The following is a 23,873-nucleotide window of genomic DNA, read 5'->3' on the forward strand; positions in this document are numbered from 1 at the left end:
ATGGTAAAATTTTATTATTAATAAGGAAATATTAATATGCAAAAATCAATTATGACTCTCTCTATTGCAGCGGTACTGGGTTTAGCTGCGGTCTCTGCTCAGGCGGCGTCTACCGGGACTATTACTTTTAACGGCGAACTGACTGATACAACTTGTGAAGTCGACATCGAAGGTCAGGGTGCTGATGCTACCGTTACCCTGCCGACCGTTGGTATTAACGAACTGGCTGCTACTGGTGATGTGACTGGGCGTACTGCTTTCAATATGAGCCTGTCTAAATGTTCTATTGGTACAGCTGGTCACTCTACCGTTGCCACCTTCTTCCAGCCTGGTAACTCTGTTGATCTGAGCACTGGTCGTCTGAAGAATATGACGGGTAACGCAACCGGCGCTAGCCTGCAACTGTTGGACGCATCTAACAGCTATGCAGTGATTAACGTGGGTAATACCGACCAGGTTAACAACACGGCTTATGTCGCAATTGACACTTCTGCGGGCGCCACTGCAGGTAGCGCACTGCTGCCGTACGCTGTTCAGTATTATGCTGAAAGCGCGACGACTGCCGGTACCGTAAGCAGCTCCGTTGTTTACAACCTGATGTATAAGTAAGCCTCAGTAATTTCTGTACAGGGGGGAGGATCCCCCCTTTTTTATCTAAGGAAGATTCTATGCTGCGAAAATTGAGTCAGTTAGCGCTATCCGGTGGGATTATTTTTTCCTTATTATTACCTGTTTCAGGTATTGCCAGCGTAGTTGTGAATGGTACTCGAGTTATTTATCCTGGTACGGAGCGGGAAGTCACGGTTAAGCTATCAAATACAGGAACGCTACCAGTGTTGGTTCAAAGTTGGATCGATAATGGTGATGTGAAAGCTAAACCTGAAAAAATTGTCGCCCCATTTATTCTGACGCCGCCAGTTAATAGAATTGAACCCGATAAGAGCCAGACGCTACGCCTTAGTTATACGGCCTCTCCTCAATTGCCAGAGGATCGTGAGTCGGTTTATTGGCTCAATGTTCTGGAGATACCTCCCGCTAAACAGAATGTGCCTAACCGTCTGCAGATGGCATTTCGCACTCGTATAAAGCTTTTCTATCGCCCAAGTGCTATTGCCGATAGAGCTAAAGCGTCTGATGCTGCTGAGAATATTAAGTGGTCAATTGTGGGTAACGAACTGCAAGCGAAGAATACATCCCCATATTACATCTCCCTGGTTTCTATTGCTGTAAATCAAGGGGGTAAAAAGTCTACCGTTGCGGGTGAAATGGTAGCGCCAATGAATCATCTAAATTTCAAATTAAAAGGTAACGCCTCCCTCGTTAGCGGCGCCAATCTTTCGTATGAATATATTAATGACTGGGGTGCCGTAAAAAAAGTTAAAGCGGTTCTCTGAGTTGATACGGAATAAAACTGTGAACAGGAATGTTTGCCATGCATCATATTTTCCATTTATCTCTGCTGGCAATGGCCGTTATGACGGCCATAATTCAGGTTGCCAGGGCTGATGACACCGCCGAGAAGGTGACCTTTGACCCTGAGTTCCTGAATACATCGGAAGTTGATACAATTGATTTAAGCCGTTTTTCTTATGGGGCTTCAGCGACCCCGGGAAAACATTTGACGGAAATTTATGTGAATGGCATCGCCGCCGCTCATGAGAATGTACTATTTGTTGAGCAGAAGACTAAGCAGGTTCTGCCCTGTTTATCCGCTGAGATACTTAAAAAAATAAGCTTTGACTATAGCAAACTTCCCTCTACTTTTACCGCGGCGTTGCAACAAAACATGTCGTGCTATCCGTTATCACAGCTTATTCCTCAGGCAAAAGTTGTCTATGATTCCGGAGTTCAGCGTTTAGATATTAGCGTTCCCCAGGCCATGATGAATAATACGGCCCGCGGCTATGTTAGCCCTGAGTTATGGGATGCGGGCATTCCTGCACTTCTTTTTGGTTATAATGCCAGCACTTACTCAACCCACTCCAATGGCGAAACGAACAACTCAGCCTATGCCGGGATTAATGCGGGGCTCAATATTGGTGCCTGGTATTTTCGCCATGATGGTAGCTATAACTGGGATGAGAATAGCGGCAGCAATTACCAATCAATCAATAATTTTGTTCAGCGCGATATTCCACGGATTACCGGACGCTTACTGGTAGGGGAAACGTCAACGGGTGGACAGGTTTTTGATACGTTACCGTTCAAAGGAATTGAGTTAGTCAGTGATGACAGGATGTTACCTCAGTCGCAGCAAGGCTATGCCCCGGATATCCGCGGTATTGCGCGAACCAACGCTCGCGTGACGATATCTCAGAACAGCAGAGTGATATATGAAACAACGGTGACACCCGGTGCGTTTGTGATTGACGATCTGTACCCCACGGGTTTTGGTGGCGATCTGGATGTGACGATCAAGGAAGCCGATGGCTCGATTCAGACGTTTAAAGTTCCTTATGCCTCAGTGACTCAACTCCTGCGGCCCGGTGCTCATCGCTATGACGTTGTTGTCGGTAAGATGAATGACCCATCCGTTCAATCCGATCCGGGTTTGTATATGGCGACCTGGCAGCAAGGGTTAACAAATAGTTTAACCGGATATGGCGGCATTCAGGGTAGCGGCAGTGATTACTATGGGATCATGCTCGGGGCTGCGGTCAGTACCCCTATTGGTGCGTTTGCCGCCGACGTCACTCAGGCACGAGTGCATTTGCATACCGATGAAGTTGCCGCCAGTTCCGGGCAAAGCTACCGCGTTAGCTACAGCAAATTTTTGCAGCAGACTAACAGCAACCTGACGATCGCGGCTTACCGCTATTCCACCTCCGGCTATTACGACTACAGCACGGCAATGCGGATGCGAGACGAACTGGAACATGACGGCTCAGTTGACAATATCTGGCGGCCCAAAAATCGGTTTAACATCACTGTAAACCAAGGGCTGGCAGAAGGATGGGGCCAGGTATATGTCACGGGTTATACCCAGGATTACTGGAACTACGGCAAGTCTGATTTGCAGTATCAGATGGGTTACAGCAATAGCTGGCGTACGATCAACTATAACATTAGCGCTGCGCGGGTCAGAAACAGCAGCGGGGGAACCGAAACCAACTGGCTGTTTAATATGACGATGCCGCTAGGCTCCATTAACGGTAGCCATGTACCCACCCTGAACACCAGCCTGAGCCATAGCACAAACGGACGCACCGGCGAACAAGTTGGCGTGTCGAGCACTCTGGGAAGTGACAATCAGTTCAACTATGGCGTAACGGGAATGAATTACAACCAGGGAACGGGAAGCAGCATGTCTATGAACGGTGGCTATCGTTCGCCATTTACTAACATGACTGCCACCTACGGCGCGGGTGAACATTACCAGACGACATCCGTTGGCCTGAGCGGCACGGTGATTGCCTGGCAAAATGGCGTGGTGGTGACGCCTTATACCGGAAATACCTTTGCCGTTGTCGAAGCGAAAGGGGCTACGGGGGCTAAAGTGGGCGGTTATTCCGGTGTTCGCATCGACCCATGGGGGCATGCGGCCATTCCTTATCTTAACCCTTACGAGATGAATGAAATCACTATCGATCCGAAAGGGACCTCTCAGGATGTAGAACTGGAAAATACCAGCTCTAAGGTCGCCCCTTATGCCGGTGCGGTAAGTCGGGTGGTCTTTAAGACCCGTCGCGGCACGCCGTTACTTATCACTGCGAAGCGTGATAGCGGTGAGGAAGTGCCGTTTGGCGCAGACGTCTTTGATAGTCAGAACAATAACATCGGCAGCGTGGGCCAGATGGGGCAAATCTATGCTCGAGTGGAAAACCAAAGAGACACGTTGACGGTGAAGTGGGGAAGCGGTCAGGCGCAGCGCTGCCAGGTGAGCTATCTGCTCACCCCACAGCCTAAAGAGGGTCCAGGGAAAAACCTTGTGCGCGTGAATTCCATTTGTAGTAGAGGTGCCAAATGATGGGTAGCAGAAAAAGAGTAATAAGGGTCATCGCACTTTCCCTGCTCGCCTTTTCAGGGGCCAGCTTTGCTGATGTGAGTTGTACTGGGACGAATAATTCCTTTGCCGACACAGTATCTCTAAATGGCAGTTCTATCACCGTTGGTGACGATACTCCGGATGGAACGGTCGTGTATAACGCAGTATACATAGCTAACGGTTACGTTGGTTTAATTTGTAGCCCAAACACTTATACATTACAAAACTGGGTTGGATATGATTCAACGCCAATGCCGTTATCTCCATGGTCTAGTGGGACGCTGGGTGGCAAGGTTTATCAAACTAACGTTCCTGGGATTGGCGCATTAGTTACTGGGACGACTAGCTATGGCTCTATTAGTGGGGCAGTGTTCCCCAGACTTGAAGCAACTTATCGTTACACTGATGGAGCAGGTAATAATTTTGGTCATGCCTACCAGCTTTGGTTAATTAAGACTGGGCCTGTTTCAGCTGGGGCAGTTAACGGAGCGATATTACCTTCTGTGCGGTCATATATTCCTGCAACATCCGGTTTTACCGGGCTACCTTTAACCATTGGGACGCTAAAATTTTCCGGCTCCATCAATATTGTCAAAGGGACCTGTAGCGCTTCTGATGTCACCGTAGACTTGGGACGTCACGATCTTACGGAGTTTAGCGGCGTGGGCTCCACGACGGCGTGGAAAGATGCGGCGATTATTCTGACCAACTGCTCGCAGTTTCATGGTACATATGGCAGTAGTAATAGCACTGTACGATTAACGGGCTCAGGTTCATTACCAACGGGTACGCCTAATGGTAATATCTTCAACGTTTATTTACAGCCGACCAGTGATGAAGTTCTGGATGCTTCCCGAGGTATCCTGAATATCAGTGCCCCGAATGGCAAAACAGCCGCTGTCGGATTCGGCATTGAAATAGGTTGGGGAAAGGCTGCTGGTTCGCCAACAACATTTGACTTTAATAGCGCAAAATCGTTTGCGGCTCCGAGTAATGGAAACCCTATCATTGCAATCCCGCTGGCTGCTCGCTATATCCAGACCCAGTCGCAGGTGATGCCTGGAATCGCCAACGGTCGGGTGACGTTTATTGTCGATTATATGTGATTTTCTCTATCGATATAAACAAACGGCTCCCAACGGGAGCCGTTGATGTTTCTGGGCTTATCCCTTCATTTCCGCATAGCGTTTACGGTACTCGCCCGGCGGGATGCCGTTATGTTTACGGAAAATTCGCGTGAAATAGACCGGGTCTCCATAACCCACCGACAGCGCGATTTTATTAAGCGGCAGCGAAGTACTCTGGATCAGCCACTTAGCGCGGTTGATACGCTGGGTCTCGCGCCAGGCGTATACCGTTTGTCCCAGCTCATTTTTAAACAGATGCGCCAGTCGCGACGGGGAGATAAAAACCATCGCCGCCAGAGTCTCAATCTTAACCTCCTGCGCGATATGCTCGTTAAGGTAGTCGCATATGGCGTTAATACGCGGATCGTGAGCGTGGCGGTTGCTGATCGGTTGTAGTTGGAAGCAACTGAGGATCAGGCGCTCCAGTGCGTTCATCGCCAACGCTTCTGAGAGTGGGGCAGACGCCGAGTGATGACGGATGACCTCATAGAAAAGATCGCGCAGATTTTGCAACTGCTCAGGATCGTTAACCGTTGTCTTGCCGATACCGTGGGTAGATTGATCCCATTTCAGCCAGTCTATCCAATAGGGCCGGGGGATAAAGTAGATCCATAAATGATCCCAGTACTCGCTGTGTTCGTCCCGCCCATAATGGTGAGCCACGCCGGGCGGGAACAGCAAAAGATCGTTTTCACGGAACAGAAGGGAGCCGTCGCCCGCTTTGGCGCGCGCCTGCCCACGCAAGGTTAGATTGATGATATAGCCTTTCATTCCCTGCGGGCGGTTAATGTAGTAATCCAGCTTTGACCCACGGGTAATCGGGGTAAAGCCTGCGACAACCCAGGCGTTGAAGGTAAAGGTCTTCATCAAGGGTGAGAAATTGAGTAACTCGTTGATATCCAGCTCCATATTTCCCCCGCCTGAGCGCCGCTGCTTGATTAACTTTCGATGATACTAAATTCCCATGCCTTGAGACGCAACGGCTGGTCGCAGCGCACTTCATCCCCGCTCAATAACGCTTTGCCTGCCGTTTCGCTGATAAACTCCAGCGGCTCGCCGGAGTAGTTGAACAAGAAGTGGATGCTGTTGCCATTGCGATTGCGCATTTTTTTGACCACCAGCGGATAGCGATATTCAGACGTGCGCGAGTGCAGATCCAGACCAGCGGTCAGGGCGTCAAACTGCTGGCTAATCAATGTCTTCTGCGGCAGAAAGCCTACGTAAATCGCGTGACCCTGACCGTAAGCCGCCTCGGTGGCGGCAGCATATTCGCCCCACGCCGGATGCTGATAACGTAATAACGTGCAGGTGCCGGAATCCGGCGTCAGCAGCTCCATCCATAGCTCGGCCTGGTTATCCTTGCTGCAATCGATCGCTGCGCTGCATGAGGCCACCGTGGTCTCCTCCGGCAGGGTGAACTGACTGTAGCTCACACCGCAGGCCCGGTGCAAAATCCCCGGCTGCGTGCTGCTGCGCACCTTCACGTTTTCATCGCTAAAGCCTGATTTAAAGCCGATAAGCGCTCTGCCGCCCTGTTCAATATAGCGGTTGATCCGCTCCAGCAGGCCATCGTCGGCGGCGTATAACCCGGGGATAACCAGCGTGCGATAGCGCGAGGTCTCTTCGTTGACGTCGTGGATGATATCGACGCTGATATTGTGGTCGTACAGCGCATCATGGAAACGGCGAAAAATATCGTTGTAAATATTGCCCTGCGCGTCGCCGGGGCGGAACTGGTTTAGGGCGTCCATCGCCTCATTGCTTACCAGCAGCGCGACGTCGTTTTCTGCCCGCAGATCCGCCAACTGTGGCGACAGACGGGCGAAGTCCGCGCCGATAGTGGTGGCTTCCTGCCAGGTCGCGTTGCGCGAGAAGTCATGGCTTAGCAACCCCTTCCAGTAGGTCTCGAATGAGTTATGAATTGAATGCCAGTGCCAGTAGGAAACCATCGCCGCACCGGATGCCACGTGGCTAAAAGCCTGTAGACGTAGCTGACCGGGGTAGGGTGTCCATTGGGCGAAGCCCTGTGCCTGGGTCTCCAGTACGAAGTAGTTCCGGCCCTGCTTTAGCGAACGGGTGATGGCGCCGCCGAAGGCGATTTCCCGCCCGGTCAGGTGCTTTTGGCTCGGGTGATAGATATCGACACCGGCAATATCCAGCGCCTGTGCAGCCGCGAAGTGATCGACTCGCGGCTGTACGCCATAGGAGTAACCGCGCCATTCAAAATCGAAGTTATGGGTGACAAACTGCTGCGGCTGCGCATATTCGCGCACGATCTCCGCCTGCCAGGCCAGATATTCCGTCACCTGCTGGCGCTGGTAGCGGGAGAACGCGCAGGCGAGGCTGGCGTTAATGGTATTTTCGACCGGCGGAAAATCCTGCCAGCTATCGATGCGGTTGCTCCAGTAATCCAGACCGAAGTCTTTATTCAACTGCGCCAGATCGGGATATTGCTCTTGCAGGCTGCGCACAAAGCCTTCCTGCATATAGCGGCCAATATTATCGTAATGCTTGGTTTCGTTATCCAACTGCCAGCCAATAATCGCCGGATGGTGCTGCACGTGGGCCATCAGGGTACGGATAATTTTTTCGGCATAGCGACGAAAGGTCGGGTTAACGATATCCATGATCTGTCGTGGGCCATATTTTTGCTGCCCGTCCACAGTAGTGACCAGAATGTCCGGGTGTTTCGCCACCAGCCAGGTCGGGACGGCGTAGGTCGGCGTGCCGATAATTACCGCGATCCCGGCTTCGTGCATGGCGTCCAGTACCCGGTCGATATGGTAGAAGTTGAACACTCCTTCTTGCGGCTCAAGGGTGCTCCAGGTGGACTCGGCAATACGTACTACGTTAATGCCCGTTTCTTGCATTAAGGCGATATCTTTCGCCAGCCGATCTTCTGGCATATATTCATCGTAATAAGCAACACCATAATATAAAGCAGACATAAAATTTACCTCCTTAAATTAATGCGCGGGGACCGGCTGTGGAACAAAAGTTCGGGCTTTGTCGAGAGTAATAAACGAAATCAGCGTAAAGCACAGCGCGATACCGCCGAGAACGATGTAGCTGCTGGTAAAGCCCATGCTCTGGTACATATGACCGATGCCGGTAGAAAGGAAAATAGAACTAAAGCTTTTAGAAAACTGGAAGCCGATTAAATAAACGGTGGCGGAAAGCAGTGGGTTGAAATTGGCAAAAATATATTTTAATGCCGCAACAAGCAGGACTGAACTTTCGAAACCGTGGAGTAGTTTAATCAGGCTGATGGAGACCGGGCCGACAGCCCAGGCGGAGCCGATAATGCGCAGACTCATAATCATGCCGCAGTACAGCAGGGCGTTTTTCGGGCCAATTTTATTGACGAACCACGGAGCGAAGAACATCACGATGGCATCAAGGAAAATCTGACCGGTGGTTAAATAGCCGAAAACCTCTGCACCGCGTGCTTTGCTCTCAAAGAAGTGGCTGTAATAGATGGCGAACTGCTGATCGTAGGTTTCATATACCGCGCCAACGCCAACCATATAAATGGCGAAGAACCAGAATTTCTTCATTTTCAGCAGCGATGTGGCATCGCTTAAGGTGACCGGTGAAGCCTTGCCAGGCTGCATTGCACCTTGCTTACGAGTATCAATCTGCATTTTCCAGACAATCACCAGCAGGCAAACCCCGGCACAGCTGGCCAGCCAAAAAATCATATTCTGGTCGATCCCATAGAGCTTACCTGCCGCAAAGGTGCCGATAGCGGCGCCAATGCCGCCAAACATTCTGGCGCGGCCGAACTCAAACCCGGAAGCGCGGCTAACCTTATCAATATAGGCTTCGCAAATACCGCAGCCTGCACCATAGGCCAGACCAATATAGATGCCGCCTGCCAGCGCGCCGAGAAAGACGTTAATTTTTAATAGAGGGGCGAAGATGTAAATCCAGTAGGGCGCGAATAAGGTAATAATTATCGCCAGCATCCACATCAGATTCTTACGGTAAACTAATTTATCAGAGACAAATCCGAATAATGGCTGAACGCAAACGGCAATAATCGCAGTGAAGGAATAAACCAGACCCACATCGGTGTAATTAATACCGATAGTCTCCGTCAGCCACAGAGATAAATAGGGGTAACAGCATCCCCAGCCAATAAAGAAGAACAGGAAAAATAGACAGCTTATATAGTAATTTTTATTTGATTCTATCATGGTAACCCTCGCTTCCTTTATGCAGGAATATGATCGTATATACCCTTCATACTTCAAGTTGCTTGTGCGTTGGCTTTCCTCGCTCACCCCAGTCACTTACTAGAGTAAGCTCCTGGGGATTCACTGCGTCGCCGCCTTCCTGCAACTCGAATTATTTTGGGTATAGTCGCGAGCAAAGTTACCTTTTTGCGTAAGGGGGAGTCATGAAAGTTTCGCTATGGAGCAGTAAAAATCTGCTATCGCCAGTGAGGCGTGAGCCGCTTCACATTCGGGCAATAAAAAAGGCGGATTTTTAATCCACCTCAGTTTATTAGTAAAGTGCACTTCTCTGGAATCGCCCGGTGGCGGCTAGCGCCTTACCGGGCCTACGACAAATGTGGAATTCGTTGATAGTGTGGGTTTTGTAGGCCGGGCAAGGCGTTAGCCGCCGCCCGGCAGGAACCGCGAGCACGATTGTGTTCGAGAAAAAATTACGCCGACTCTTTTTCTTTATCCGCGGCATCCGGCAGTTTAGGTACCAGCACCGTCGGTTTATTGTCGATTCGGGTCACCAGCAGCTGGTCGATGCGATAGTTGTCGATATCCACCACTTCGAACTTATAGCCGGAGAATTTCACCGCATCGGTGCGTTTGGGGATTTTCCGCAGCATAAACATCATAAAGCCGCCAATGGTCTCGTAATTGCCGGACTGCGGGAAATCATCGATATCCAGCACCCGCATCACGTCGTCAATTGGCGTGCCACCGTCAATCAGCCAGGAGTTTTCATCGCGCGCGACGATCTGCTCTTCCAGCCCCTGACCAACCAGGTCGCCCATCAGGGTGGTCATCACGTCGTTGAGGGTGATAATCCCGACCACCAGCGCATATTCGTTCATGATCACCGCGAAGTCTTCACCGGCGGTTTTGAAGCTTTCCAGCGCTTCAGACAGCGTCAGGGTATCCGGAACAATCAGCGTATTGCGAATTTGCACGCCGCCGGTCAGCACCAGGCTCTGGTTCGCCAGCACGCGGTTCAGCAGGTCTTTGGAGTCAACGTAACCGATGATGTGGTCGATATCTTCATTACAGACCAGGAATTTGGAGTGCGGATGTTCCGCCACCTTATTCTTCAGGCTCTGTTCATCTTCGTGCAGATCGAACCAGATGACGTTTTCACGCGAGGTCATTGATGAAGGCACGGTGCGTGATTCCAGCTCGAACACGTTCTCAATCAGCTCATGTTCCTGCTTACGCAGCACCCCGGCCAGCGCCCCGGCTTCAAACACCGCGTAGACATCATCGGAGGTAATGTCATCTTTACGCACCATCGGAATTTTGAAGATGCGGAAGATGTTATTGGCCATGCCGTTAAACAACCACACCAGCGGGCGGAAGATAAACAGGCAGAAGCGCATCGGGTTGATGATGCGCAAAGCGACGGCTTCGGGCGCAATCATACCGATGCGTTTCGGAGTCAGGTCAGCAAACAGGATGAACAGGCTGGTGACCAGGGTAAAGGAGATGATAAAGCTTAACTGCTCGGAGAGCTCCGGTGACAAATAGCGGCTCAGCAGGCCGTGAAAAGCCGGTGAAAATGCAGCGTCACCGACGATACCGCCAAGAATTGCTACCGCGTTAAGGCCGATTTGCACCACGGTGAAGAACATACCGGGGTTTTCCTGCATTTTGAGCACGCGTTGAGCGTTGACGTTGCCATCATCGGCCAGCAGTTTGAGTTTGATTTTACGTGACGCGGCCAGCGAAATTTCCGATATCGAAAAGAACGCACTGACGGCTATCAGACAAAGTATTACTAAAATACTGTTTAACATATCTTATCTGACCGTTGAGATCAGATCCTCGGAAGGGAAGTGGATAACGCTAAGTGGAATTCACAAAAAACCGGTCCGAAGGCTCTGGACCGGCGATAACACGGGGTAGTATAGCGTAAGGTACTGTAAAGCCGCCAGAGCGTTAATTATTCAATCCGGCGGCCTGCCGATCGGTGAAATCAGGCCTGCGGCGGCAAACAAACGCCAATCCCGCCGATACCGCAGTATCCATACGGGTTCTTATGCAGATACTGCTGGTGGTCATCTTCCGCATAATAGAACGGTTTCGCTGTGGCGATTTCGGTGGTGATCGCGCGAGTGTCGTTCGCTTCATTCATTGCCGCCTGAAAACGCGCCAGGCTGGCCTTCGCCGCTTCACTCTGCTCCGGGGTTAACGGATAAATCGCGGAGCGATATTGCGTACCGTGGTCGTTACCCTGCTGCATCCCCTGTGCCGGGTCGTGATTTTCCCAGAATACCTGTAGCAGCTGATCATAGCTGATGACCTGCGGATCGTAGACCACGCGCACGGCTTCGGCATGACCGGTATCGCCGCTGCACACTTCGCGATAGGTTGGGTTTGGCGTATAGCCGCCAGTGTATCCAGCAGCGGTGCTGTAAACTCCAGGCAACTGCCAGAACAGGCGTTCGACGCCCCAGAAACAGCCCATGGCAAATAGTGCGACTTCCATTCCAGCCGGAACGTTGGTCATCGAGTGGCCATTAACGGCGTGGAGTGTGGCTACCGGCATTGGCGTGTTGCGCCCCGGCAGCGCATCCGCTTGGGCGACAAGATGCGTTTTATCAAATAGACTCACGGTTGGCCTCTCAAAACAGAAAATGTGGTTTATGTGGTTAAGGTTGTAACGAAGCGTGTCTTTTAACACAATAGACACGCTCAATACGTCTAGATTTAACCATAAGAATAATTTGGGCAATCGTCACTTTTTCAACCCTTAGTTGTTAGGGTTTTGTTAAGCCGTGGAGCGGCACTTTCGTTTCCTTCGGGGGGAAACAAGGATATTCAGGAGAAAACGTGCTACAAATCCGCCAGTTATGTATCACCAGCCTTTTGCTGGTCAGCGGGGTCGCCAGCGCAGCGAGCGTGCGTTTGCAGGTTGAGGGGTTATCCGGGGAACTGGAAAAAAACGTCCGCGCCCAACTATCCACGATCCAGAGCGATGAAGTGACGCCGGACCGGCGCTTCCGTGCGCGCGTTGATGACGCCATCCGCGAAGGCCTGAAAGCGCTGGGCTACTACGAACCAACGATCGATTTTGATTTACGTCCGCCGCCGGCGAAAGGCCGTCAGGTGCTGATTGCCAAGGTCACGCCCGGTGAGCCTGTACGTATTGGCGGCACTGAGGTTATTCTGCGCGGCGGGGCCCGAACCGACAGCGACTATCTGGATCTGCTCAAAACGCGCCCGGCTATCGGCACCGTGCTGAATCACAGCGACTATGATGGCTTCAAAAGCTCCCTGACCCGCGTTGCGCTGCGTAAAGGCTACTTTGATAGCGAGTTTAATAAAAGCCAGCTCGGCGTCTCTCTCGACAGACATCAGGCCTTCTGGGATATCGACTACAACAGCGGCGAACGCTACCGTTTTGGCCCCGTGACCTTTGAAGGTTCGCAGATTCGCGATGAATACCTGCAAAACCTGGTGCCGTTTAAGCAGGGCGACTACTACACCTCGCAGGATTTAGCCGAACTCAACCGCCGCCTGGCGGCAACCGGCTGGTTTAGTTCTGTCGTTGTGGCACCGCAGTTTGAAAAGTCCCGTCAGACCAAAGTTCTGCCTTTACAAGGCGTGGTCTCCCCACGTAAAGAGAATACCGTTGAAACCGGCGTCGGCTATTCCACCGACGTCGGACCGCGCGTCAAAGGGACGTGGAAAAAGCCGTGGATGAACTCCTACGGTCATAGCCTGACCTCCAGCCTCAGCGTTTCCGCCCCTGAACAGCAGCTCGATTTCAGCTACAAAGTCCCGCTGTTAAAAAGCCCGCTTGAGCAGTACTACCTGATGCAGGGCGGCTTCAAGCGTACGGATCTCAACGACACCAAAGCCGATTCCACAACCCTGGCGGTATCGCGCTACTGGGAGATGTCGAGCGGCTGGCAGCGCGCGCTGAACCTGCGCTGGAGCCTTGACCACTTTACCCAAGCCAACGTCACCAACACCACCATGCTGATCTACCCCGGCGTGTCGGTAAACCGGACCCGCTCGCGCGGCGGCTTGATGCCGACCTGGGGTGATTCGCAGCGCTACTCGGTGGATTACTCCAACACCATGTGGGGCTCGGACATTAACTTTATCGTGATGCAGGCGCAGGACGTCTGGATCCGTACCCTCTACGATCGCCACCGCTTCGTGGTGCGCGGTAACCTCGGCTGGATTGAAGCCGATAACTTCAGCAAGGTCCCGCCAGACCTGCGTTTCTTCGCCGGTGGCGACCGCAGCATTCGTGGGTATAAATACAAATCTATCTCGCCTAAAGACGATGATGGCAAGCTGATGGGGGCCTCGAAGCTGGCTACCGGCTCGCTGGAATATCAGTACAACGTGACCGGCAAGTGGTGGGGGGCGGTGTTCGTCGATAGCGGCGAAGCGGTGAGCGATATCCGTAAGAGTGATTTCAAAACCGGCGCGGGTCTTGGCGTTCGCTGGCAGTCACCGGTCGGGCCGATCAAGCTGGATATCGCCAGGCCGATAGGCGACAAAGAAGAGCACGGTTTACAGTTTTACATCGGTCTGGGGCCTGAACTATGAGTTTATGGAAGAAGATAAGCCTCGGCGTACTGATCTTTCTGGTGCTGCTGCTGGGGACGGTTGGATTTCTGGTCGGCACCACCACCGGCTTGCATCTGGTGATTAAAGCCGCCGACCGCTGGGTTCCGGGGCTGGATATCGGCAAAGCCACCGGCGGCTGGCGCGACCTGACGCTGGAGAACGTACGCTTTGAACAGCCGGGCGTGGCGGTTACCGCCGGTCAGTTTCACCTTGGCGTCAAGCTGCGCTGCCTCTGGGACAGCAGCCTATGCGTTAACGATATCTCGCTGCGCGATATCTACGTGGCGATCGATACCAGTAAGATGCCGCCAGCGGCGCCGGTTGAGGAAGAAGATAGCGGGCCGCTAAATCTTTCTACCCCGTATCCGATTACCCTGAGCCGAGTGGCGCTGCATAACGTCAACGTGAAAATCGACGATACCGCGGTTTCGCTGCGCGACTTTTCCACCGGTCTGAACTGGCAGGAGAAAAACCTGACCCTGACGCCGACCTCCCTGCAAGGGCTGCTGATCGCGCTGCCGAAGGTGGCGAAGGTGGCCCAGGAGCAGGTGGTCGAGCCGAAAATTGACAACCCGCAGCCGCAAGAAAAGCCGCTCGGCGAGACGATGAAAGACCTCTTCTCGAAGCCGGTGCTGCCGGAAATGACCGACGTCCATCTGCCGCTGAATCTCAATATCCAGGAGTTCCGCGGCGAACAGCTGCGCCTGACCGGCGATACCGATATGACCATCTACAATCTGCTGCTTAAAGTGAGCAGCATTGATGGGCAGATGAAGCTGGACGCGCTGGACGTGGACTCTGACCAGGGGAAAGTTACCGCTTCCGGTAGCGCTCAGCTGCAGGACAACTGGCCGGTTGATATCACCCTCAACAGTACGCTGAACATCGACCCGCTCAAGGGCGAGAAGGTACAGCTGAAAGTCGGCGGCGAAGTACGTAAAAAGCTGACGGTCGGCGTGGATTTAGCCGGTTCCGTGGCGATGACGCTACGCGCCGAAGCGCAACTGGCAGAAGCTGGGCTGCCGCTGGATATGGAAGTGAAAAGCAAGCAGCTCTACTGGCCGTTTACCGGCGAGAAAGAGTTCCAGGCTGACGATGTGCTGCTGAAATTTAACGGCAAGATGACCGACTACACCCTGGCCTTCAGCACTGCGGTGAAAGGGAAATCCCTGCCTCCGGCGAAGATTAACCTGAACGCGAAGGGCAATGAGCAGCAGGTCAATCTCGATAAGCTGACCGTCGCCGCGCTGGAAGGGAAAACCGAGCTGAAAGCGCTGCTCGACTGGCAGCAGGCAATCAGCTGGCGCGGCGAGCTGACCCTTGACGGCATCAATACCGCCAAAGAGGTGCCAGACTGGCCGTCGAAGCTCAACGGTCTGATTAAGACTCAGGGCAGCCTGTACGGTGGTAGCTGGCAGATGTCGGTACCGGAGCTGAAAATCACCGGTAACGTGAAACAGAATAAAGTTGACGTGAGTGGCTCGCTGCAGGGCAACAGCTATATGCAGTGGAAAATCCCCGGTCTGCATCTGGCGCTAGGCCCTAATAGCGCCGACGTGAAAGGCGAGCTGGGGGTCAAAGACCTTAACCTCGACGCCACCATTGATGCCCCGCATCTCGACAACGCGCTACCGGGCCTCGGCGGCACGGCGAAGGGGCTGGTGAAAGTGCGCGGCACCGTCGACGCGCCGCAGCTGCTGGCGGATATCACCGCCCGTGCGCTGCGCTGGCAGGAGCTGTCTGTTGCTCAGGTGAACGTGAAGGGCGACGTTAAATCAACCGACCAAATTGGCGGCACCCTTGACGTGCGCGTAGACCGCATTAGCCAGCCGGGCGTCAATATCAGCCTGGTGCAGCTCAATGCCAAGGGTAACGAGAAGCAACATGACCTGCAGCTGAGAGTGCAGGGTGACCCGGTATCAGGACAGCTGTCGCTGGCGGGGAGTTTTGACCGTAAAGAGGAACGCTGGAAAGGGACGCTAAGCAATACCCGCTTCCAGACGCCGGTCGGGCCGATTGCGCTGACGCGTGATATTGCGCTGGATTACCGTAACCTCGAGCAGAAAATCAGTATCGGACCACACTGCTGGACCAACCCGAACGCTGAACTGTGCGTACCGCAGACTATCGACGCCGGGGCCAGCGGACACGCAGTGGTGAATCTCAATCGTTTCGACCTTGCGATGCTGAAGCCGTTTATGCCGGAAGCGACGCAAGCCAGCGGCGTGTTTAGCGGTAACGCTGACGTGAGCTGGGACACCACCAAAGAGGGGCTGCCGCAGGGCAAAGTGACGCTGAACGGGCGTAACGTGAAGGTGACTCAGACGATTAACGATGCGCCGTTGCCGGTGGCGTTCGATACCCTGAACCTCACGGCCGATCTGCACAATAACCGTGCTCAACTGGGCTGGCTGATTCGCCTGACCAATAACGGTCAACTGGATGGACAGGTGCAGATCACCGATCCACAGGGCAGACGTAATCTCGGCGGTAACGTCAATATCAACAACTTCTCGCTGGCGATGATTAACCCCATCTTCTCGCGCGGTGAGAAGGCTGAAGGGAAGCTCAACGCGCGTCTCACTCTTGGCGGCAACCTTCAGAGTCCGCAGCTGTTCGGCCAGATGCAGCTCAACGGCGTCGATGTTGAAGGCAACTTTATGCCGTTTGATATGCGCCCGAGCCAGCTGGCGATGAACTTTACCGGTACGCGCTCGACGTTACAGGGGACAGTGAATACTGGCCAGGGGCAGATTGCCCTGAGCGGTAACGCCGACTGGACGCAGATTGATAACTGGCGTGCGCAAATTGCGGCGAAGGGCAGCCGGGTGCGGATAACCGTGCCGCCGATGGTACGCCTTGATGTGTCGCCGGACGTGGTCTTTACCGCCACGCCAAGCCTGTTTAGCCTTGACGGCAACGTCGATGTTCCATGGGCGCGTATCGTTGTTAACGAAGTGCCGGAAAGTGCCGTTGGCGTCTCTTCTGATGAAGTGATGCTGGATAAAAATCTGCAGCCTATCAAGCAGCAGAGCGCCGGTATCCCTATCAACAGTAACCTGACGATTCACGTTGGCAACAACGTTCGTCTCGACGCCTTTGGCCTGAAAGCGCGTTTGACTGGCGATTTGAAAGTGGCTCAGGATAAACAGGGGCTGGGGCTGAACGGGCAGATTAACATCCCGGAAGGTCGCTTCCATGCCTATGGTCAGGATCTTATTGTGCGTAAAGGCGAGCTGCTGTTCTCCGGCCCACCGGATCAGCCATTGTTGAATATCGAAGCTATTCGCAACCCAGATGCCACAGAAGACGACGTGATCGCCGGGGTTCGCGTAACGGGCTCAGCCGATCAGCCGAAGGCGGAGATCTTCTCCGACCCGGTGATGTCGCAGCAAGAAGCGCTTTCTTACCTGCTGCGAGGGCAGGGTTTAAGCAGCGGACAGAGCGATAGTGCGGCCATGACCTCAATGCTTATTGGTATGGGGGTTGCACAAAGTGGTCAGGTTGTGGGTAAAATCGGTGAGACGTTTGGCGTAAGCAATTTGGCGCTGGATACCGAGGGAGTGGGCGACTCCTCCCAGGTGGTAGTTAGCGGCTATGTATTGCCGGGTCTGCAGGTAAAATATGGGGTCGGGATTTTTGACTCCCTGGCGACGCTGACGTTACGCTATCGTCTGATGCCTAAGCTATATATGGAAGCCGTGTCTGGCGTAGATCAGGCTCTCGATGTGCTCTATCAGTTTGAGTTTTAGCAATGCGAATATTTGTTTACGGCAGTTTACGACGCAAGCAAGGCAACAGCCACTGGATGACCAACGCTCAGTGGCTGGGCGATCATAGTGTCAACGATTATCAATTGTATAGCCTGGGCCACTATCCAGGCGCGGTGCCCGGAGATGGCACGGTACATGGTGAGGTTTATCGTATTGACGCATCGACGCTGGCCGAATTAGATGCGCTGCGTACCAAAGGCGGCGAGTATGCTCGTCACCTGATCCAGACGCCCTATGGTAGCGCCTGGATGTACGTCTATCAGCGCCCTGTCGAGGGCTTCACGCTGATAGAAAGCGGCAACTGGTTGGATAAAGACCAGTATTAATAACGATAACGCCACCTTCGGGTGGCGTTGTTTTTTGCGGGTTAGCCCCGGCTGGTTTTTGCCGCCCGGCTTAGCGTAGCGCTTAGTTCCCCGGAGGCGGCGCTCAGCGCGCCTTGTCCGGGCTACCGGCCCGCAGACGGCTGGAAACCTGTAGCCCGGGTAAGGCGTAAGCCGCCACCCGGGAAATGCGGCAAATTAGCTATTCCTGATTTTTCGGCCAGAACATGTGTGGATAGCCGATCTCAGCTAAACCGGTATGCCGCAGGGTAAGGTATCTGGCGCTTTCTTTATCATAAATGGCAGTGGCTGAATGCGTATGACCACTGTAGTAAAGCGGTTGAATGTCATACATCTGTTCAAAAATATCCTTCTGAGCCCAGGCGGGGACATTTTCAATTTGGTAGTCATAGTCGATCTTTTTGCCTTTACTTCCTGGTCCCCCGGCAAACCAGGCCTTCACATCTTCGGTCCCGGTGGTTTTTAGGGCTTTTATCGAACCGAAGCAGAATGAGGACGTTTGTTTCCGCCAGTATTTACGCCCTTCAGCCGTGAGGATATAGCGGTTAATCGTCAACGTTTTATTATTTTCATAGGCGAGGGTTTGCGTGGCGAGCAGCCCCAAAGTGACAAGAATCTCCAGCGTCTGCTGGGTTTTTATGCTATCGGCACTTTGACTTTCCGGCTGCCTGATATCCCAGGGAAAGGAAATCCCCGGCTTACGAATCCCGAAGCAGTGCGCTTTGTCGGTCCAGGTTATCAACTGCGTGTTGATATCCGCCAGATAATCCCGATCGTCGCAGCCGAATAACGTGAAGATAAATAACCCGCAGAGCGTTTTCTTCCATAGCACAGGTAAGATCCTTATCAATTCACATTGAATAACTTGTCTTCACCAACGTAATAATTGCCGATACCGGACAGACTGCGTAGATGCGTTTTATCCGCCATATCGAATCGGGCGCTGCCAGTGATTTTGCCTTCTTTCATCTGCGGAAAAAACTGTGGCATTAATTCTTGCGCCCAGTCAGGAACGGCAGCGATATGGTAAATGAAATCGACTGTGACGGCTCTCTGGTCATTTGATGGACTTATCTGGCTAATTTTTTCCACTTGCACATTACCGAAGCACAGGCCGGTTCTCTCGCTATAGGGCCAACTTGGGCTACTGGAGGCACCTTTATCCGTGAGCCGGTAGTAGTAGTTGGTATATTTACCTGCCTCAATCTCAATTTTCTCCTCAACCAGGCCCTGTTGAATAAACCACGGGACTCCAGCAGTCGGTCGATACCAGGAGGTGAACTCCGCTTGCAGCCTTTCTCGGGTAATCATACATACCGCCTGATTGGCGTAGCGGTTAGCGATATCAAAACGTTTCTGAATTTCCGGGAGCCACTGCTGGTCGTTCAGCTGTGTAACCGGATAGGTGGTTTGCTGCTCTCTGTTATCACAGCCGGTGAGAAACAGGGCGAATGTCAGACCACAAAAGCGTAATTTTTTAATATCCATATATTAGTAGCTCCGTTTAATCCATACGGCTTTTCTTGCCATTCGTGTCCGGGAAATAAAATCATAAATGTTCTTATTGCCATCGGTATACTCAGGCAAACCATTAATTAAATACTCCATCGGATAAGGGAAACAACGTTTAGGATCGGCAGAGTAGTCGTATGCGAGACCTTCCAGCGCGCTGTCGCCTGGTGGTAGATCGCCGCAGGCAGGAACCTGATTTTCCTGATACTGGTAAGCGCTATTAAAGGTTATTCTGCTCACCCAATCGGCTAGCTGCGGCTGGAATTTTTCTGCGCCATAATAATCGCCATTGGTTAGCCAGATGATGTGCCGCTGGCCAAACATGACCGCGCTTATCTCTTGATCGGTGAAGCTTTCCGGGCGTTCATACGTTTTAGTTTTGTTGTCGTACACATAGCGATACGCCCAGGACAAGGTATGATTTTGTTTATTGTAATCAGGCAACTGTAGCCAGTTAAAATCGATTGTTTCAGGAAAGGACCAGGTATGCTTCGGTGGAATTCGCAGCTGTAGCTGTTCAGCCCTTTCTTTCAAAAGAGAAAGATCATCCGATAGTCTTAAATAACCGACGTTGGCAATTTTTATACATAACCTGTTCTTGCTGCTATTACGCGGTGATATATATCTGGGGCATCTGAATTCTGAGGTATTTTTCAGCGGATTGCCGTAGGTTTTTATCTCTTCAGCATAAATATAATTTTCTGGTAAATTTAGTACAGCAATCCCATTTAATGAAATTGTTGCGGGTCCGGCGATAATGGTCTTTTCTGTGCGATCGTCGAAATCATCATCTTCCCGGCTTATTTTCTTTAATTCATCCTGTGTTAAGGACGCCCCGGCGCTGGCATGTCCCGGTAATAGCATCAGGGCAATAAATACCGGCAGTGTTATAGCTATTGTTCTCTGAGCCATGAAGTCTCCTTTTGCTCAACTCTCCGTAAATAGGGACAGGCAGATTATTCAAATGTACCGATCTGATAGTTCAACGTACGGTAATACTCAGGGAAACGGATAAACCGATCGCCAGCGCCATCAAATACCACGTTTTTCCCCGGTAGCTTATAGCGTTGCCAGTTCTTGCCGTCATCGCGGGAAAGATACAAATGTGTTCTGTCGCCGATATCTTTTTCTACCGCCAGAAGATTGTTCCCGGCATAAATTTTCCCTAACCGATCGATATGCTCAAGCACCAACTGCGACGTACCGTTTTCCTCTAGCCGATACAGGCCATAGCGTGAAGCGCTTATTCTGCTAACGAGGAAAATCTCTCCCTGCGGCGAACGGACGATATCGCGGATATTGGTGGCGAGAATTTGCTCCTGCTGTGCGGAGATAATTTGATAGAGAAAACGGCGTTCTCCCCGGCCTTCAGGAAGCGAAACGGTCACGTCGGCCAGTAGTCGCTGGCGGTTATCGATATACCAGCGTAGCTGGCTCAGCCTGGCAGACTGTTCTGCGCTATTGTCCCACTGGATAGTGTTGCGCTTTAGTAGCGGGCGAATATCGGCTGCGATTTGCCAACTTTGTCCCTGGTCTTCTGAAACGGAAAGCGTGTACTGATCCGCCAGCCATAGCTTGCCTGCCTCGGCGCTGACCAGTTTCTGGGAATAAAAGTGTGACGGTATATCTGGCTCAGGAAAGCGCCACTGTGTCAGTTGCTGCCAGCTGATGCCGCCGTCCGGGCTATACCAGACGCTCTTGTTAGCGTGAAAAGGCCCATCGGCAATCAGATAGCACTCACCCTGAAGCGTGCAAACAGGGGCGTCGATATCCCCCAGCCATAGCGCGGAAGCCTGGAGCTGGCCCTGGCGATCGAGATGCATGATGCTGGTCAGAGGAATGTTAAACCTGTCATCCCCGCGGTCGGCAGAAGTAAACCGGTTATACCGGCCTTTAATATCGCGTTCCAGCTGCTCTTTTGCCACGAGACGGACATTAAGCAACTGGGGCATAAGAGGCGTTATTCGCTCAAGCGGCGGATTATAATGATGAATAACGCGCCGCTGTTGTTTATCCAGCTCATAGCGTTTGACGGTAAACAGCTGTTCGTGGCTGATAAACAGCGCACCGTTGGAAAAGCTGCTGATAATCGGGTCTTCAACCTCTTTTTCCTCGCCGCTCAGTTGGTGCTGCTGCCACGAGATGTTGGGCAGGAAGAGGTTAAACGAAAACGTCGCGGACCACAGGAAAGCCGCCAGCGTGACTATCGCGAGAAACAGTAACCGGCGCTTTATCGTGCTGAACATCACATCAACTCCTGAAGCGTGCTGTTAGCTTCGGCGCGACCGAGGTAGCGCTTAAATGCACGCTGTAACGTTAGCCAGTCGCCCACGCGGCCTGAGAGCATACGGGTCGCCAGACTGCACAGTTCGAGGAGCGCGATTATCCCGCCGATACACAACAACGTTAAGGAAAACAGGTCGAGCATCTCTGTGGCGAATTTCCAGCCGTCCCAGCCGGATACTCGCATATCATTCATCTCCAGGCCGAACATAAACAGGAACATGACTAGCGCGATGCTATAAAACACCTTATAGACCAGCGACATTTGTTGTTCGCCGGGATAGAACGGATGAGCTTTCAGGTAAGCGCCGCCATCGCTGCCGTTATAGAGCGCTTGAATATCGCGATTGTCGCGCCGATATACGGCGATTATTCGATCGCCGCCAGCCAGAAAAGGCGGATGACGGCGGTAAAAAAGAGGGTGGAGGTCCCATCGGGTGCCGGTGGTTTGCCAGGAGAAAGAGAGCGGCGCGGCGTTGCACTGGAACAGGACGCCGTGATAGTCGCGATGCGTTTTTCCTGCGCCGGTGGACCACTTCTTAAAATAGAGGCTTTTGATTATCCCTTCTTCAACGCTGAAGCGCTCTGGAACGGGAGTATCGTCGGGAAAGGGGGGGAAGCTGCGCTTGGTGGCTGTCGCTACAGGCTGACAGAAGGAGAAATCTCCGCGCCGGACCCGTTCCATTTTCAGCAGTAGCTCGCGCATTTCGGGATGTGCCGTTTGGGCAAAGCGGTGCACCAGGCCGCATAGCCCCACCAGCGCAACTCCCAGCGCCAGCGCCGCGATGACACCGAAAGTGATGACAGCCCAGACTGCGGTTAAATAAATGTAGGTTGGGCAGGCGATAGAGATAAACGCCAGAGTGCCGATAAAAAACGCCAGTAGTTTACCTTTCAGCGACGGCCTGGCCGGTTCGAGCAGAACGTTGCCGTCGCTCAGCCAGTGGATCCAGAAGCTGCCGTCCGGCAGGCGGCGAGCGCCAATATGCAGCGGCTGGTTGAGCTTAAGCTGCTCAAAAAGCGTGGGATCCTGGAAGTAACGCGTATCGGTATAAAAAACGTGGTCACCAGCGACAAGGCGCAGATAGCTTTGCTTCTCAGAAGCGGCAGGGGTAAATCCGGTAAAATTCAGGGTGAAATAGCGGGTGTTTTTCACAAGGTTCCCTCTTGTGCAAGGCTGCAGCGATCCGTTGCTGCAAACAGGCAGGGCAGGCGCCCTGCCTGAAAGAGATTACTTCTTAGCGCGCTCGAAGGAAGCAACGATTTCAGCTTTAGCTGCTTCAGCGTTGTCCCAACCGTCAACTTTTACCCATTTGCCCGCTTCGAGATCTTTGTAGTGCTCGAAGAAGTGGGTGATCTGCGCTTTCAGCAGGTCTGGCAGGTCGTTCACATCTTTGATGTGATCGTATTCTTTGCTCAGCTTGGTGTGCGGTACCGCAACCAGTTTCGCATCTTCGCCGGATTCGTCGGTCATTTTCAGAACGCCAACCGGACGGCAGCGGATCACAGAACCTGGCTCCAGCGGATACGGCGTCGGGACCAGAACGTCTACCGGGTCACCGTCCAGAGACAGGGTGTGGTTGATGTAACCGTAGTTGCACGGATAGAACATCGCCGTGGACATGAAACGGTCAACGAACAGTGCACCGCTCTCTTTGTCGACTTCGTATTTGATTGGGTCTGCGTTCGCCGGGATCTCGATCACGACGTAGATGTCTTCCGGCAGATCTTTGCCCGCAGGTACGTTGAGTAAGCTCATGTCTGTTTCCTTTAAAATGTATGGCAAACAAGTGCCCGGTATTATAGCCAACTCACATCGAATGTCTTTGCTTCTTTTTCCCCAGAACAGGTGGGCGAAGTCTGAATTTTTTGCCGCAAGACAACCTGAAAATCCATAAACATAGCTGCATCCTGAATAAATTTATGTAACCGTTTTCATCGCATATGCTTGATATCTCAAAGTGTGAAAAATTCCGGCATAAATGGTGGGGATGGCGTAGGTCGCGAAGCCTCACCGGCTCTCTACTGCCGTGAATCACGTCAGT

The 23,873-nt window shown here is 52.5% G+C and carries 18 protein-coding genes; 7 read left to right on the plus strand and 11 right to left on the minus strand.

What is annotated here, in order from left to right; genetic code table 11:
* Positions 1 to 36 precede the first annotated feature (36 nt).
* From HV127_RS10085 to HV127_RS10100, 4 genes are read left to right on the plus strand one after another with little or no spacing between them, the layout of a single operon-like run.
* On the plus strand, positions 37 to 609 hold the full coding sequence (locus HV127_RS10085) for a fimbrial protein (RefSeq protein WP_182235765.1): 573 nt from the start codon (positions 37 to 39) through the stop codon (positions 607 to 609).
* A gap of 59 nt (positions 610 to 668) precedes the next feature.
* A complete protein-coding gene (locus tag HV127_RS10090) occupies positions 669 to 1,394 on the plus strand; it encodes a fimbria/pilus periplasmic chaperone (RefSeq protein WP_182235767.1) in 726 nt (241 codons plus the stop codon).
* A gap of 38 nt (positions 1,395 to 1,432) precedes the next feature.
* Positions 1,433 to 3,967 (plus strand): fimbria/pilus outer membrane usher protein, encoded by a 2,535-nt coding sequence (locus HV127_RS10095; protein ID WP_228727457.1) that lies wholly within the window; start codon positions 1,433 to 1,435, stop codon positions 3,965 to 3,967.
* Positions 3,964 to 5,091: a fimbrial protein gene (locus tag HV127_RS10100; RefSeq protein WP_182235771.1), complete on the plus strand. Its 1,128-nt coding sequence runs from the start codon at positions 3,964 to 3,966 to the stop codon at positions 5,089 to 5,091. The genes HV127_RS10095 and HV127_RS10100 overlap by 4 nt, the downstream gene beginning before the upstream one ends.
* A 57-nt stretch (positions 5,092 to 5,148) precedes the next feature.
* On the opposite strand, the gene araC is transcribed toward HV127_RS10100, so the two are convergent.
* From araC to msrA, 5 genes are all read right to left on the minus strand, one after another.
* Positions 5,149 to 6,021 carry an arabinose operon transcriptional regulator AraC gene (gene araC / locus HV127_RS10105; protein ID WP_182235773.1) on the minus strand — a complete coding sequence of 291 codons (873 nt, stop codon included), beginning with the start codon at positions 6,019 to 6,021 and terminating at the stop codon, positions 5,149 to 5,151.
* Positions 6,022 to 6,050: 29 nt separating this feature from the next.
* Positions 6,051 to 8,060 (minus strand): alpha-amylase family protein, encoded by a 2,010-nt coding sequence (locus HV127_RS10110; RefSeq protein ID WP_182235775.1) that lies wholly within the window; start codon positions 8,058 to 8,060, stop codon positions 6,051 to 6,053.
* Positions 8,061 to 8,078: 18 nt separating this feature from the next.
* Positions 8,079 to 9,311: an oligosaccharide MFS transporter gene (locus HV127_RS10115; protein WP_182235777.1), complete on the minus strand. Its 1,233-nt coding sequence runs from the start codon at positions 9,309 to 9,311 to the stop codon at positions 8,079 to 8,081.
* Positions 9,312 to 9,781: 470 nt separating this feature from the next.
* Positions 9,782 to 11,125 carry a hemolysin family protein gene (locus tag HV127_RS10120; protein WP_110274423.1) on the minus strand — a complete coding sequence of 448 codons (1,344 nt, stop codon included), beginning with the start codon at positions 11,123 to 11,125 and terminating at the stop codon, positions 9,782 to 9,784.
* 179 nt (positions 11,126 to 11,304) lie between these two features.
* Positions 11,305 to 11,943, minus strand: coding sequence for a peptide-methionine (S)-S-oxide reductase MsrA (gene msrA, locus HV127_RS10125; RefSeq protein ID WP_182235779.1), 639 nt, complete (start codon positions 11,941 to 11,943; stop codon positions 11,305 to 11,307).
* A gap of 218 nt (positions 11,944 to 12,161) precedes the next feature.
* Between msrA and tamA the strand changes: the two genes are divergently transcribed.
* The 3 genes from tamA to HV127_RS10140 are packed head-to-tail and all read left to right on the plus strand — an operon-like array spanning position 12,162 to position 18,015.
* On the plus strand, positions 12,162 to 13,895 hold the full coding sequence (gene tamA / locus HV127_RS10130) for an autotransporter assembly complex protein TamA (protein ID WP_139540975.1): 1,734 nt from the start codon (positions 12,162 to 12,164) through the stop codon (positions 13,893 to 13,895).
* Positions 13,892 to 17,668 (plus strand): autotransporter assembly complex protein TamB, encoded by a 3,777-nt coding sequence (gene tamB / locus HV127_RS10135; protein ID WP_182235790.1) that lies wholly within the window; start codon positions 13,892 to 13,894, stop codon positions 17,666 to 17,668. The genes tamA and tamB overlap by 4 nt, the downstream gene beginning before the upstream one ends.
* 2 nt (positions 17,669 to 17,670) lie before the next feature.
* Positions 17,671 to 18,015, plus strand: coding sequence for a gamma-glutamylcyclotransferase (locus HV127_RS10140; protein WP_004098039.1), 345 nt, complete (start codon positions 17,671 to 17,673; stop codon positions 18,013 to 18,015).
* 199 nt (positions 18,016 to 18,214) lie between these two features.
* Here the strand turns inward: HV127_RS10140 and HV127_RS10145 are convergent, their stop codons facing one another.
* The 6 genes from HV127_RS10145 to ppa form a co-directional block, all read right to left on the minus strand.
* Positions 18,215 to 18,865: a hypothetical protein gene (locus HV127_RS10145; RefSeq protein WP_182235792.1), complete on the minus strand. Its 651-nt coding sequence runs from the start codon at positions 18,863 to 18,865 to the stop codon at positions 18,215 to 18,217.
* Between the two features lie 14 nt (positions 18,866 to 18,879).
* Positions 18,880 to 19,521: a hypothetical protein gene (locus HV127_RS10150; RefSeq protein ID WP_182235794.1), complete on the minus strand. Its 642-nt coding sequence runs from the start codon at positions 19,519 to 19,521 to the stop codon at positions 18,880 to 18,882.
* Positions 19,522 to 19,524: 3 nt separating this feature from the next.
* A complete protein-coding gene (locus HV127_RS10155; RefSeq protein ID WP_182235796.1) occupies positions 19,525 to 20,457 on the minus strand; it encodes a hypothetical protein in 933 nt (310 codons plus the stop codon).
* 44 nt (positions 20,458 to 20,501) lie between these two features.
* Positions 20,502 to 21,791, minus strand: coding sequence for a sialidase family protein (locus tag HV127_RS10160; RefSeq protein WP_182235798.1), 1,290 nt, complete (start codon positions 21,789 to 21,791; stop codon positions 20,502 to 20,504).
* Entirely contained in the window at positions 21,791 to 22,984 is a 1,194-nt protein-coding gene (locus HV127_RS10165) for a hypothetical protein (protein ID WP_182235800.1), read from the minus strand. Before HV127_RS10165 ends, HV127_RS10160 begins: the two co-directional genes overlap by 1 nt.
* Before the next feature lie 75 nt (positions 22,985 to 23,059).
* Positions 23,060 to 23,587, minus strand: coding sequence for an inorganic diphosphatase (gene ppa / locus HV127_RS10170; RefSeq protein WP_005134479.1), 528 nt, complete (start codon positions 23,585 to 23,587; stop codon positions 23,060 to 23,062).
* Between the last annotated feature and the right edge of the window lie 286 nt (positions 23,588 to 23,873).

Source organism: Klebsiella sp. RHBSTW-00215 (genome assembly GCF_014103785.1).
Classification (GTDB): Bacteria; Pseudomonadota; Gammaproteobacteria; order Enterobacterales; family Enterobacteriaceae; genus Klebsiella.